At 37.3% G+C, this 13,480-nt stretch carries 12 protein-coding genes; 9 read left to right on the forward strand and 3 right to left on the reverse strand.

Annotated features, from left to right (window positions below):
- Positions 1-30: 30 nt before the first annotated feature.
- A complete protein-coding gene (arcB, locus tag AC2IP4_RS02250) occupies positions 31-2,394 on the forward strand; it encodes an aerobic respiration two-component sensor histidine kinase ArcB (protein ID WP_486310521.1) in 2,364 nt (787 codons plus the stop codon).
- An 8-nt stretch (positions 2,395-2,402) separates the two neighbouring features.
- A complete protein-coding gene (locus tag AC2IP4_RS02255; protein WP_375321174.1) occupies positions 2,403-2,849 on the forward strand; it encodes a membrane lipoprotein lipid attachment site-containing protein in 447 nt (148 codons plus the stop codon).
- An 80-nt stretch (positions 2,850-2,929) separates the two neighbouring features.
- Here the strand turns inward: AC2IP4_RS02255 and arcA are convergent, their stop codons facing one another.
- A complete protein-coding gene (gene arcA, locus AC2IP4_RS02260; protein ID WP_060991794.1) occupies positions 2,930-3,649 on the reverse strand; it encodes a two-component system response regulator ArcA in 720 nt (239 codons plus the stop codon).
- 446 nt (positions 3,650-4,095) lie between these two features.
- On the opposite strand from arcA, the gene AC2IP4_RS02265 reads away from it, so the two are divergent.
- The 4 genes from AC2IP4_RS02265 to thrC all read left to right on the forward strand — a co-directional run bounded on the left by AC2IP4_RS02265 (position 4,096) and on the right by thrC (position 9,676).
- A complete protein-coding gene (locus AC2IP4_RS02265) occupies positions 4,096-4,572 on the forward strand; it encodes a putative 4-hydroxy-4-methyl-2-oxoglutarate aldolase (protein ID WP_375321173.1) in 477 nt (158 codons plus the stop codon).
- A gap of 406 nt (positions 4,573-4,978) precedes the next feature.
- Positions 4,979-7,438 (forward strand): bifunctional aspartate kinase/homoserine dehydrogenase I, encoded by a 2,460-nt coding sequence (thrA, locus tag AC2IP4_RS02270; protein WP_486310522.1) that lies wholly within the window; start codon positions 4,979-4,981, stop codon positions 7,436-7,438.
- Between the two features lies 1 nt (position 7,439).
- Complete coding sequence (thrB, locus tag AC2IP4_RS02275) at positions 7,440-8,396, forward strand: homoserine kinase (RefSeq protein ID WP_151654501.1); 957 nt, start codon at positions 7,440-7,442, stop codon at positions 8,394-8,396.
- Positions 8,393-9,676: a threonine synthase gene (gene thrC, locus AC2IP4_RS02280; RefSeq protein WP_375321171.1), complete on the forward strand. Its 1,284-nt coding sequence runs from the start codon at positions 8,393-8,395 to the stop codon at positions 9,674-9,676. The genes thrB and thrC overlap by 4 nt, the downstream gene beginning before the upstream one ends.
- A 136-nt stretch (positions 9,677-9,812) precedes the next feature.
- Here the strand turns inward: thrC and grcA are convergent, their stop codons facing one another.
- Entirely contained in the window at positions 9,813-10,190 is a 378-nt protein-coding gene (gene grcA / locus AC2IP4_RS02285; protein WP_060991789.1) for an autonomous glycyl radical cofactor GrcA, read from the reverse strand.
- A 362-nt stretch (positions 10,191-10,552) separates the two neighbouring features.
- Between grcA and nfo the strand changes: the two genes are divergently transcribed.
- The 3 genes from nfo (at position 10,553) to AC2IP4_RS02300 (ending at position 12,696) form a co-directional block, all read left to right on the forward strand.
- A complete protein-coding gene (gene nfo, locus AC2IP4_RS02290; protein WP_375321170.1) occupies positions 10,553-11,398 on the forward strand; it encodes a deoxyribonuclease IV in 846 nt (281 codons plus the stop codon).
- A gap of 2 nt (positions 11,399-11,400) precedes the next feature.
- A complete protein-coding gene (gene ung, locus AC2IP4_RS02295) occupies positions 11,401-12,069 on the forward strand; it encodes a uracil-DNA glycosylase (RefSeq protein ID WP_375321169.1) in 669 nt (222 codons plus the stop codon).
- 99 nt (positions 12,070-12,168) lie between these two features.
- On the forward strand, positions 12,169-12,696 hold the full coding sequence (locus AC2IP4_RS02300; protein WP_105055426.1) for a hemerythrin domain-containing protein: 528 nt from the start codon (positions 12,169-12,171) through the stop codon (positions 12,694-12,696).
- A 185-nt stretch (positions 12,697-12,881) separates the two neighbouring features.
- Here the strand turns inward: AC2IP4_RS02300 and AC2IP4_RS02305 are convergent, their stop codons facing one another.
- A complete protein-coding gene (locus tag AC2IP4_RS02305; RefSeq protein WP_060991785.1) occupies positions 12,882-13,061 on the reverse strand; it encodes a DUF3545 family protein in 180 nt (59 codons plus the stop codon).
- Positions 13,062-13,480: the final 419 nt, after the last annotated feature.

Below are 13,480 nucleotides of genomic sequence, written 5' to 3' on the forward strand. Positions count from 1 at the left end.
TATTTGGTTGAATATTATCAGGGTGTGGTTATGAAACAGTTAAAAATTCTCGCGCAATTTTATGTCGATCTTATGGTTAGACTCGGCATTGTTCGTTTTAGTCTCTTACTTGCTATTGCTTTAGTGGCGCTGGCCGTTATCGTTCAAGTTGGTGTTACTCTTTTTTTAAGCGGTGAAGTGAATGATTTAGATATCGTTCGCTCCGTTTTCTTTGGTTTATTAATTACGCCTTGGGCTGTTTTTTTCTTATCGGTTGTTGTAGAACATTTAGAAGATTCGCGTCAGCGTCTTTCTAAGTTAGTAACTAAGATGGAAGAGATGCGTGCTCGTGATTTAGATTTGAACAAAAAATTACAAGGCAATGTAAAAAAATTGAATCAAGAAATTGAAGAGCGTGAAAAAGCAGAAGACGCTCGCCAAGAAGCGATGGAAGACCTTGAAAACGAAGTGTTCCAACGTGAAAAAGCACAATTAGAATTGGCAGAGCAAACGGCTCTACTTCGTTCTTACTTAGATACCTCCCCTGATATTATTTATTATCGTAATGAGTTAGGTCTTTTTTCGGGTTGTAACCAAGCGATGGAAGATCTAACCGGAAAAACAGAAAAAGAGCTGATTGGTTTATCCCCTAAAGATGTTTATAACGCTGAAGTAGCAGCAAAAGTAATTGATACTGATAGACAAGTACTAAGAGACAATAAAGCATTAACTTACGAACAATGGCTTGATTATCCTGATGGACGAAAAGCGTGTTTTGAGCTGAGTAAGATCCCATTTTATAGCAAGGGCGGCCGTCATCTTGGTTTGGTTGGTTTTGGCCGAAATATCACAGAACGTAAAGAGTACGAAGATGCGCTAGAGAAAGCGAGTCGTGATAAAACAACGTTCATCTCTACCATTAGTCATGAATTACGTACTCCGCTAAATGGTATTGTCGGTTTAAGCCGTATGTTATTAGATACCCGTCTTGATGATGAACAGCATAACTATATGCGAACCATTAATGTCAGTGCGATTACTCTTGGTAATATCTTTAACGACATTATTGATATGGATAAGTTTGATCGTCGTAAATTAGAATTACTTCCAAAGCCGCTTGATTTTATAAGCTTTGTTACTGAGGTGGAGAATATTTCAGGTTTAATGGCCGAGCAGAAAGGGTTGCGCTTTGATCTTGAAAGGCTCACTGATTTACCTGCAAATATTAGTGTTGATAGTACACGCCTACGCCAAGTGCTTTGGAATCTAATTGGTAATGCGACTAAATTCACTAAAGAAGGCAGTGTGGTTATGTCTGTCAGTGCTGATATTTACAAAGATAACGCTGAAATTACTTTTGAGATTGAAGACACGGGGATCGGGATCCCTGAATCAGAATTAGAGAATGTTTTTGCAATGTATTATCAAGTAAAACAAGGCAAAGATAATCTACATGCGGTAGGCACAGGAATTGGACTTGCTGTATCTAAAGAGCTAATTAATTTAATGGGTGGGGACATTACAGTAACCAGTGATATTGGTTTTGGGAGTACCTTCATCGTAACGATTAACGTGCCTTTGGTGGATCATGCTGAAGAAGAAGAGGCAATGCCTGAAGCGAAAAGTGCGAAATCATTACGTATATTTATGCTAGAGGATATTGAATTGAATGTAACGGTGGCCTGTTCATTACTTGAAAGCCTTGGTCATACTGTTGATGTCGCAATGTGTGGAGAGGATGCGTTAAAACTGTTTGATCCAAGTAAATATGATTTAGCTTTACTTGATATTCAATTGCCTGATATGACTGGATTTGATGTTGCTCAAGCCCTACGTGAAAAGTTTGATAACCTGCCTCCATTAGTCGCACTCACCGCTAATTTATTAAAAGAGAAAGATGAGTATTTTGAAAAAGGCATGGATGAGGCGATCAGTAAACCATTAAGTGTGAAGGCGTTAACTGAGGTGCTTGAATTGTTCTCGATGTCAGATACAAAAGAGGGACAAAAGAAAAGACAGAAGCCAATAAAAACACAAGAGCAATTAGATAATGAACAATTGATTGATCGTTTGTTAGATATAGAAATGCTAGAGTCATATATTGAGATTGTTGGAACCAAGCCTGTATATGCAAGTATTGAGATGTTTGAAAAAAGTATGAAAGAATACATTCAAATCTTAGATACTAATATGACAGCAAGAGATCAAGACGGTATTGTGTTTGAAACCCATAAAATGAAAGGGGCTGCTGGCTCTATTGGTCTTAAGCATATTCAACAAGTCGCTCAAAAAGCTCAATCACCTGATTTACCAGCATGGTGGGAAAATATAGATGATTGGGTTGAAGAAATTAAAAATGAATATGAAAATGACATTCAAATATTAAAAAGCTGGTTAGAACAGCAAGCTAAATAAGGAAGACTATGAAAAAGGCACTATTTGCTTCTGTAATTATGATTGCGCTTTCTGGTTGTCAAATGACCTCACAACCACAAGTTGATTGGCAGCAAGATAATAAAATAGAAATAATGAATACTCATATACAACTTAATTCGGCGGTATGGATTGATCAAATGCCGACGATAGGCGCAGAAGAAGACGAAAGTAAGTTGAATATGGCCCTGACATTAACATCAAAACAAGTGATTGCACCTGAGTTAGCGATTGAAAAAGTAGTTATTCGTCAAGGTTATGATTCATGGTTATTAACTGATGATGAATTTGAAGTACGAGTTCATGATAATCATACGTGGGAAATTTCAGGTCAATCATTTCACAATATTACAGCAGATCAATTAATTGATATTGCGGTTCAAGCAAATGATGAGTGGATTATTGATAGTGATGTACAGATTGATACTGTTTATTGATTTGTTACTATTACTTACAATAAAAAAATGCCCAGCTAGTGATAGCTGGGCATTTTAATCTTATGAATTAAGAAGGAATATTATAACTCTTCTAAATCACCACAGAAGCGGTAACCTTCACCGTGAATTGTAGCAATGATCTCTGGTGTATCTGTTACTGATTCAAAATGCTTACGGATACGACGAATTGTCACATCAACCGTACGATCGTGTGGCTTAAGCTCACGACCTGTCATTTTTTTCAGAAGATCAGCACGAGTTTGGATCTTACCTGGGTTTTCACAGAAGTGAAGTAAAGCACGGAACTCTGAACGAGGAAGCTTGTAGCTTTCACCGCTTGGACTAACAAGAGAACGGCTATTAATTTCAACTGTCCAGCCATTGAATACATAGCGTTCAACCGTTTTTTTATCTTCAACAGTTGTGCTTTGATTCATTGAACGAGTTAATAAGTTACGCGCACGAATAGTAAGTTCACGTGGGTTAAATGGTTTTGTGATGTAATCATCAGCACCGATTTCTAAACCTAAAATCTTATCAACTTCGTTATCACGGCCTGTTAGGAACATAAGGGCCATATCTCCACGTTCGCGAAGTTCACGAGCAAGAAGAAGACCATTTTTACCTGGAAGGTTGATATCCATAATCACAAGATTAAGCTGTTGCTCAGAAAGCACAGTGTGCATTTCTTCACCATCGCTCGCTTCAAAAACATTGTAGCCTTCAGCTTCAAAAATGCTCTTAAGTGTGTTACGAGTTACATGTTCATCTTCAACGATTAGGATCTGAGGGGTTTGCATGGGCGGTACCTAACTAACTGATTAAAGTCAAAAGTAGAATTAAGAATGTTAATTCTATAATAAAAAAATTTACAAATAGGAATAGATTCTTCAATCATAGACTAAAATGTCAATTGAAGAATAGAAACCTAAACGGTACGCCATCCTTGGTGGTCGTTATTGAATATATACTCAACAACATGATAAAGCTCTAATTTTGTGAGCTCCTAGCTGAAACTCCATTAGAAGGGAGATTTTAATCCCTTAACACCACTCTAACAATAAGCGATTTTTATTTCCATACATTTTATTGATTTAGGTCAATAGCAACCGATATCAATACAGTGTAGTTATAAATATAGGGACATATATATATTAATATTGTAAATATTTATGCTAGTTATCGCTAAGTACTTTAACAAATGTTGTTATAGTCGAATCAATTTTACAAACAAGGAGAAAATAAAATGGATTTATTACCTGATATTTGTGACCAATTTGAAGATAAAGTACAACTCATTGATGTTGAGTTTAAAAATTATGGTGGAAAAGTTTGCTTTTATGGTGAAATTGTAACGGTACGTTGCTACCAAGATAATTCATTAGTAAGGGAGGTTTTGCAAACCAATGGCAAAGGCAAAGTATTAGTGATTGATGGTAATGGTTCTTGCCAAAAAGCGCTATTAGGCGATCAGGTCGCGATGCTTGCGGTTAATAACCAATGGGAGGGTGTCGTCGTTTATGGTGCGGTACGAGATGTCGGCGCCATACAGAGTATGCCATTAGGATTGAAAGCCTTGAATGCTTCTCCTTTTAAAACAGAGAAAAGAGGGGCTGGAGAGCTACAAATATCAGTCACCATTAATACTCAGATAATTTCTCCTGGTGATTATATTTATGCCGACCTTAATGGTGTATTGATGAGTAAAGAGTTATTAATCTAATAACAAAGTTAAATTTAAAATACATATTTAATATTTAAAACTCAACAACTTGAGGCGGTATATTCTTCTTTTGTTAACTGAATGAATAATATTTTCATTGACTTGTTAGAGGAAAGTAAGGTAGTTATTGTATATTGCAAACATTTATTTAGAGTTTTTTATTACATGTTCACTATCAGCTCAATGATTATTACCACAACAATTACCGGCACCATGGTTGCTGGGGTGGGCTGATACGCATAAGTATTTTAAAGAAGCCCGCACTGATTATCAGAGCGGGCTTTTTTTTTTTTGTAATTTTGTTACTAATTCTTAACTACATTCTTTTATTATCAACTGAAAAGGTTATGATGCTAGGTATGCAGTAAGGATATTGCAGTAACACTCGTTTTTAGGGAGGATAGAAATGCGAGTATTAAAGTTTGGTGGTTCGTCATTAGCCGATGCAGATCGTTTTTTGCGCGCCGCAGATATCATTGGCAATAACGCACAACAGCAAGAAGTCTCAGTTGTTTTATCGGCACCAGGTAAAGTCACAAATAAATTAGTTTCTGTCGTTGATAACGTTTTAACTAATGGAGAGGCTGAATTACAGATCTCAGAATTAGAATCTGTATTTTTTGAGCTATTTAATGGTATTTCTACAGCACTTCCGCAAGTTGATCTTAAAACGCTTGAAAATAAGCTAAAAGATTCACTCTCTCAACTTCGTCAATACGTTCATGGGATTACCCTGTTGGGCATGTGTCCAGATAACGTGTATGCCAAAATTATTAGTAAAGGCGAACGCATTTCAATCGTTACAATGAAAGCGGTTCTTGAAGCAAAAGGGCAATCAGCTAGCCTGATTGATCCTGTTAAATATCTATACGCTCGCGGTGATTTTCTTGAAGGTGCTGTTGATGTTGATATCTCAACGCTCAACTTTAAAAATGAACCTTTGCCTTCTGGGCATGTAAACATTATGCCGGGTTTTACTGCGGGTAATGCAAAAGGTGAATTAGTTACTCTGGGCCGTAATGGTTCAGATTATTCTGCAGCTGTACTTGCAGCCTGTCTTCGTGCTGAATGTTGTGAGATCTGGACCGATGTTGACGGTGTCTATAATTGTGACCCTCGATTAGTTGATGATGCACGTTTATTAAAATCATTAAGCTATCAAGAAGCAATGGAACTCTCTTATTTTGGAGCCTCTGTTCTGCATCCAAAAACAATCGCACCTATCGCGCAATTCCATATTCCTTGTTTGATTAAAAACAGTTTTAACCCTCAAGGCCCTGGTACTTTAATTGGACAGGATACTGGCGAAGATAATCTTGCGATTAAAGGAATTACAACACTTAACAACTTAACAATGGTTAATGTTAGCGGTCCGGGAATGAAGGGCATGGTTGGCATGGCAAGTCGTGTATTTGGTGCGATGTCTACTTCTGGTATCTCCATTGTTCTTATTACACAATCCTCTTCAGAGTACAGCATCAGTTTCTGTATTGAAGCTGAAGACAAATGTAAGGCTGAGCAAGTATTAAGAGAAGCGTTTGAACTTGAATTAAAAGATGGCTTACTAGAGCCGGTAGAATTCACTGATAACGTAGCAATTGTTACCTTAGTTGGTGATGGTATGCGTACATCTAAAGGTGTCGCATCTCAATTTTTTACTTCTTTAACTGAAGTAAACGTTAATATTATTGCCATTGCACAAGGTTCTTCAGAGCGAGCAATTTCAGCTGTTATTCCAGAAGATAAAATCTCTGAATCAATTAAAGCCTGTCATGAAAACTTATTTAACAGTAAGCATTTTTTAGATGTGTTTGTTGTTGGTGTTGGTGGCGTTGGTGGCGAACTTGTCGATCAGATTAAGCGTCAGCAGCCAAAACTTGCAGAGAAAGGCATTGAAATCCGTGTTTGCGGTTTAGCAAATAGCCGTGGTTTATTGCTGGATAGTAAAGGTATTCCGCTAGATACTTGGCGTGATCGTATGAGTCATACGTCAGAAGAATTTAGTTTAGCTCGACTGATTGCTTTGGTGCAACGTAATCATATTATTAACCCTGTGATTGTCGATTGTACTTCTGACCATGGAATTGCAGCTCAGTATGTTGATTTCTTATCCGCTGGTTTTCATGTTATTACGCCAAATAAAAAAGCCAATACCGACTCAATGGCGTATTACCATCAATTACGTAATGCAGCGCGCGGTACTCGTCGTAAATTTATGTATGAAACAACAGTAGGTGCTGGTCTACCTGTTATTGAGAACTTGCAAAATCTCATTGCAGCAGGTGATGAGCTTGAAAAGTTCAATGGCATTTTATCTGGTTCTTTATCTTATATCTTCGGTAAGCTAGATGAAGGAATGTCGTTAAGCGAAGCAACAAATGTTGCAAAACAAAACGGCTTTACTGAACCTGACCCTCGTGATGATCTTTCAGGTATGGATGTCGCTCGTAAGTTGCTTATTCTTGCTCGTGAATCCGGCCTTGAAATAGAGCTAGATGATGTAGAAGTTGAGCAAGCTCTGCCACCAGGTTTTGATGATTCTGGCACAGTTGATGAGTTTATGGCTCGCCTTCCTGAAGCGGATGCTTATTTTGCTCAAGAGTCAGCAAAAGCGGCAGAAGAAGGTAAAGTATTGCGCTATGTTGGTGAAATTCTAGAAGGTAAATGTAAGGTACGTATTGCTGCTGTTGATGGTGATGATCCTATGTTTAAAATCAAGGATGGTGAGAATGCGTTGGCTTTTTATAGCCGCTATTACCAACCAATTCCATTAGTATTACGTGGTTATGGCGCAGGAACCGAAGTAACCGCTGCTGGCGTGTTCTCTGATTTAATGCGTACGCTTGGTTGGAAATTAGGAGTATAAAATGAGTGTTGTTGTTTATGCTCCAGCATCAATTGGTAATGTAAGTGTAGGCTTTGATGTATTAGGTGCCGCCGTTTCTCCTATTGATGGCACATTACTGGGTGATCGTGTTTTAGTTGAATTAGGAACCGAAGCTTTCACTTTAGCAACCGCAGGTAGCTTTGTAGATAAGTTACCGGAGAACCCAAAAGAAAATATTGTTTATGATTGCTGGCGTGTATTTGCAAGAGAGCTTGTAAAAAAAGGCACTGAACTTAAACCGATTCATATGGTACTTGAGAAGAACATGCCAATTGGCTCTGGGCTTGGTTCTAGCGCCTGTTCGATTGTAGCCGCATTAGATGCGTTGAATTTATTTCATGATAAACCATTAACAGACATGGAAGTGTTGGCATTAATGGGTGAGATGGAAGGGCAGATATCAGGTGGTATTCATTATGATAATGTTGCTCCTTGTTATCTTGGTGGTCTGCAATTAATGGTTGAAGAGTTAGGTATTATTAGCCAAGAAGTTCCGTGTTTTGATGAATGGTATTGGGTGATGGCATACCCAGGAATTAAAGTATCAACAGCAGAAGCGCGGGAGATTTTACCTTCTCAATACCGCCGTCAAGATGTGATAGCACATGGTCGTAATTTAGCAGGTTTTATTCATGCATGTTATTCAAAGCAGCCTGAATTAGCTGCGAAAATGATTAAAGATGTGGTGGCTGAACCCTATCGTGAACGCTTATTACCTAACTTTGCGAAAGCGCGTGAATATGCTGCTTCAGCAGGAGCACTGACAACTGGGATCTCTGGCTCTGGTCCAACGCTGTTTAGCATTTGTAAAGATAAAGACGTCGCTGAGCGAGTATCTCGTTGGCTACAAGAAAATTATGTACAAAATGATGAAGGATTTGTCCATGTTTGTCGTTTGGATAAGCAAGGCTCACAAGTAACAGGAAGTAAACTATGAAGCTGTATAACATAAAAGAAAATGATGAACAGGTCTCTTTTGGTCAAGCGGTTCGCCAAGGGTTAGGCCGTAATCAAGGACTATTTTTTCCATCAGAATTGCCTAAGTTTGATGATGTTGATACGCTTCTAGCTGAAGATTTTATTCCTCGTAGCACTAAGATTTTATCTGCGTTTATTGGTGAGGAATTATCACAAGATACAGTGAAAAGCATGGTCGAAAATGCGTTTCAATTCCCAGCGCCAATTCATGCAGTAAAAGAGGGCGTTTATGCGCTTGAATTATTTCATGGCCCGACATTAGCGTTTAAAGATTTTGGTGGTCGTTTTATGGCGCAATCTTTAGCTGCGGTGACCGAAGGTAATGAACAAATTACGATTCTAACGGCGACATCAGGTGATACTGGTGCAGCCGTTGCTCATGCATTCTATGGTATGGATAACATTAAAGTCGTTATCCTTTATCCAAAAGGAAAGATCAGCCCGCTGCAAGAAAAGTTATTTTGTACACTAGGCAAGAATATTCATACCGTTGCCGTTGATGGTGACTTTGATGACTGTCAGGCATTAGTTAAACAATCGTTTGATGACGCTGAGCTACGTAAAGAAGTTGGACTGAATTCAGCAAACTCAATTAATATCAGCCGACTAATGGCGCAAATTTGTTACTACTTTGAAGCGGTATCTCAGCTGCCAAAAGAAAAACGTAGTGATATCGTTATCTCAGTACCAAGTGGTAATTTTGGTAATTTAACCGCAGGCCTGTTAGCTAAATCATTAGGCTTACCAGTTAAGCGCTTTATTGCTGCAACTAATGTTAATGATACGGTACCGCGCTATCTTGAAACGGGTAAGTGGGAGCCAAAAACGACGATTCCAACAATCTCAAATGCAATGGACGTGAGCCAACCAAATAACTGGCCTCGAATCGAAGAATTATGTCAGCGTTTAGGCTGGGGGCTAGAAACGCTTGGTAAAGGAGCGGTAACGGATGAACAAAGTGCTGAAACGCTAAAAGCAATGAATGCTGAAGGTTATTTATGTGAGCCCCATGGTGCGATAGCTTATCGTATTCTTGAAGAGCAACTTAATGAAGGTGAAACCGGGCTTTTCTTATGTACTGCACATCCGGCAAAATTTAAAGAAGTTGTGGATGATATCTTAGGTGGTGATCTGGGATTGCCAGAACCATTAGCGAAACATAATGCAATGGAACTGTTATCTGAAGATCTTGCTAATGACTTTGATGCATTAAAAGCGGTATTACGTAAAGTTCAATAATACTGTTGAGATAAAAAAGCCCCTGACTTAATCTTAAAGTCAGGGGCTTTTATTTAGATTCATATAGCTACAAATATAAAAAACGGCACTCATGAGCAATGAGTGCCGTTTTTATTGAATTCAATTAACTCTAAAACTATAGAGTTTCAGTGAATGTACGTGCGATAACGTCTTTTTGTTGTTCAGTAGTTAGAGAGTTGAAACGCACAGCATAACCAGAAACACGGATAGTCAGTTGTGGGTAGTTCTCTGGGTGCTTAACAGCGTCTTCTAATGTGTCACGTTGTAAAACGTTAACATTTAGGTGTTGTCCACCTTCAATTTTTGGTGCTTTTTCAATTGCAACGTCACGGCTTTCATACTCGCCCAGCTCGTTTGCTGCAATTACTTGATCAGCTTCAAAGCCTGAAGTTGCAACAACACAACGCGCTTCATTTTTCTCACTATCTAGTAGCCAGATTGAGTTAAGAAGATCGTCATTTGCAGCTTTAGTAATTTGGATACCTGTGATCATTTTACTTTCTCCTAGTCCACTTTGTGGTTATTTTGTAAATATCTTATGGGTCACATTATATACATGATACCCTTACTTTGTATATTGATATAGGTCAAAAAACTACAAAAAGTGATAATTAATTCATCTTATAAACCTTGCTCTAAATCAATAAAGCACCATATAGCTAGTCTGTAGCACGAAAAATGCAGCCTACCACTTTGTTGTTATATCTTTGTTTTGTTGTAATATTACTACAAAATGGTTTTTTATGTTGGTGCCAAAATAAAGGTTCAATTTTAGTAAAATGATAGAAATACTGACAAATAAAGTGTTTACCGTAATAATAGTGACGACGTTAATTTTGAAAGGAAAGTACAGAGATGAAATATATTGGAGCTCACGTATCTGCGGCCGGCGGGGTTGATCAAGCACCGAAGAGAGCCTATCAAATAGGAGCAAATGCATTCGCACTATTCACTAAGAATCAACGTCAATGGGCAGCCAAGCCACTAACAAGAAAAGTTATCTCTGATTTTAAAGCAAACTGTAAGCGCTTTGGTTTTTCAAGTGATCAAATTTTACCACATGACTCTTATCTTATTAATTTAGGTGCTCCAGAAGAAGATAAGTTAGAAAAATCTCGAGCGGCATTTATTGATGAGATGGAGCGCTGTAATCAGCTTGGTTTAACGTTATTAAATTTCCACCCAGGAAGCCATTTAAAGAAAATTTCAGAAGATGAGTGTTTAGCTTTGATTTCTGAGTCAATTAATTTAGCTCATCAAGCTGTTCCTGATGTGATTGCTGTTATTGAAAATACGGCAGGTCAAGGTACAAACCTAGGATGGAAATTTGAACATTTAGCTCAAATAATCGATCTGGTTGAAGATAAAACACGAGTAGGAATTTGTCTTGATACTTGTCACACCTTTGCGGCAGGTTATGACTTAAGCAGTAAAGAGGCGTGTGAACATACTTTCTCTGAATTCGAACGTATTGTCGGTTTTCAATATTTACGTGGTATGCATATTAATGACGCAAAAATTGAACTAGGTAGCCGAGTTGATCGTCATCAGTCTCTAGGAGAAGGTACGATTGGTTGGGATTGCTTTGAATATATTATGCAAGATAAGCGATTTAATAATATACCTTTAGTTTTAGAAACCATTGATCCTGAAATCTGGAAAGATGAAATAGCTCAATTAAGAAAATTAAGCGAGAACTAATAATGATAATGACTTGGGAACCGGTGTTATCGGCTGAAAAGGAGAAAGTATACTATCAATCGATGATGACCCAAATTGAGAGTGAAAGAGGGGCGGGGAAAATAATTTTTCCTAAATCAGAGGATGTTTTTACCGCATTTGATTTAACTGCTTTTGATGATGTAAAAGTAGTGATTCTCGGACAAGACCCATACCATGGTGCAGGGCAAGCTCATGGCCTTTCTTTCTCTGTATTGCCTGGTATTAAAATCCCACCTTCTTTACGTAATATGTATAAAGAATTAGCGCAAGACATTGAGGGATTTACTATTCCAGACCATGGCAATTTAGAGAGTTGGGCTAAGCAAGGGGTCTTATTGCTAAATACAGTGTTGACTGTTGAAGAAGGAAAAGCTCATTCTCATGCGAAATTAGGTTGGGAGCTTTTTACTGACGCAATTATTCAACATATTAATGAGCATAATGATGATGTGATTTTCTTATTGTGGGGAGCGCATGCTCAGAAGAAAGGGGCAAATATAGATGAGTATCGTCATTCTATTCTAAGAGCTCCGCACCCTTCACCTCTTTCTGCTCATCGTGGTTTCTTTGGTTGCAAACATTTTTCACAAACCAATGAATTACTTAGAATAAAGAACTTATCAGAGATCAACTGGCATTCAGTTACATAGAATCACTGTATAAAATTTGAACTTAATCCTGTTCTCTTATTCCAGTCATATACACTTATAGTAAATAAGGTAATTACTGGAATGGTAAGGGAGGGCAGAATGCTTATAGAAAGTATTTATAAAGAGCACGGCTATATTAATCGTATTATTCAGTTGTTAGATAATAAACTGGCTCGACTGGATGGTGAAAAAAACATCAATTATAATGTGATTCGTGAGAGTGTAGATTATTTATCGTCAGTAGCTGAAAAAATTCATCATCCAAAAGAGGATATGATTTATCAATATTATATTAACCGTTATGGTGAGCATCAAGGGTTAACAAATTTATTGAAAGAGCATGATACGCTGTCGAATGAAACTGAAGAATTCTCTATAGCTATTACGATGATTTTAAATGATTCCATTGTTCCAAAAGAAGTATTTAAGTCTAAGTTAAAAGCATTTACTCATAGGATAGAGCAACATTTGGAGCTTGAAGAAAAAGAAATCTTTCCTTTTTTAAAAGCGCATTTAACGCTTGATGATTGGAAAACGTTAGAACGAAATTGGAGCGAGGAAGAGGATCCAGTTTTTGGAAGTAAAGCTGATAAGCGTTTCTTAGAGCTTGCAGAAAAAGTTCGATAGATGGTTTTTTAAGTAAATAAAAGGAGAGCTACTGCTCTCCTTTTTTATATCTTTCGGCATGTAATACCAACCGTAGTAAATAACTGATTACCCTAGCTGGTTAAAATACTCGATAATTTCGCCTTGTTCTCAAGCATTTTACTGGGCTATTTCTGAGCACTTATTTACTGTTATTGGTATAAGTTTTATTTAAAAATTGCGGAATCGATACTTCCTTTAAAGAAAGGGTCTAACTCTTTTAACTCCTGTAATAGTTGACGACGATCTTGAAGTTCTTCTATTTCACGCCATAAACGCTTTGTTTGTTTCTTCTTCGTTGTCGATGTTTTCGTAGCTAATAAATCATTTAATGTGTACCCATCCATAAGCACCTCGTTTTTTATAAATTAATTAGTTATTACAAAGAGTAAAGTATTTATTTAGCATGTTATTAAGTATCACAGAGTAACGATTATGACCTTGAACTGTTTCGCATTTGTTTCTTTTTGGTGAATGTTTTATGAGATAGTGATCACTTAACTGATTTAAATATAGCCTAAATGAATTAATTACCGCGGTTTTGGTGGATTTATAAGAAAGGATTAAGATATTTTTATGTTTAATTTTTGTTAACTAGGATATTGGTTCTTATAAGATCTGGCGGTACGAATTCTATTCACATTATTTATTAATAAAAATTAGAGGGTCAAAACAAAATTAGTATATTTAAACTTATACCTCTCTGTTTTTTATAGAGACAGAGATATGGAACTTTTATAAACAAAGAGGACGACGAGTTTATTTT

It is taken from the genome of Aliivibrio thorii (assembly GCF_057368585.1).

Coding starts and splice junctions, on each gene's coding strand:
- AC2IP4_RS02265 (WP_375321173.1), top strand. CDS start 4,096: ATGGATTTATTACCTGATATTTGTGACCAATTTGAAGATAAAGTACAA.
- arcB (WP_486310521.1), top strand. CDS start 31: ATGAAACAGTTAAAAATTCTCGCGCAATTTTATGTCGATCTTATGGTT.
- AC2IP4_RS02255 (WP_375321174.1), top strand. CDS start 2,403: ATGAAAAAGGCACTATTTGCTTCTGTAATTATGATTGCGCTTTCTGGT.
- ung (WP_375321169.1), top strand. CDS start 11,401: ATGATAATGACTTGGGAACCGGTGTTATCGGCTGAAAAGGAGAAAGTA.
- arcA (WP_060991794.1), bottom strand. CDS start 3,649: ATGCAAACCCCTCAGATCCTAATCGTTGAAGATGAACATGTAACTCGT.
- thrA (WP_486310522.1), top strand. CDS start 4,979: ATGCGAGTATTAAAGTTTGGTGGTTCGTCATTAGCCGATGCAGATCGT.
- grcA (WP_060991789.1), bottom strand. CDS start 10,190: ATGATCACAGGTATCCAAATTACTAAAGCTGCAAATGACGATCTTCTT.
- AC2IP4_RS02305 (WP_060991785.1), bottom strand. CDS start 13,061: ATGGATGGGTACACATTAAATGATTTATTAGCTACGAAAACATCGACA.
- thrB (WP_151654501.1), top strand. CDS start 7,440: ATGAGTGTTGTTGTTTATGCTCCAGCATCAATTGGTAATGTAAGTGTA.
- thrC (WP_375321171.1), top strand. CDS start 8,393: ATGAAGCTGTATAACATAAAAGAAAATGATGAACAGGTCTCTTTTGGT.
- nfo (WP_375321170.1), top strand. CDS start 10,553: ATGAAATATATTGGAGCTCACGTATCTGCGGCCGGCGGGGTTGATCAA.
- AC2IP4_RS02300 (WP_105055426.1), top strand. CDS start 12,169: ATGCTTATAGAAAGTATTTATAAAGAGCACGGCTATATTAATCGTATT.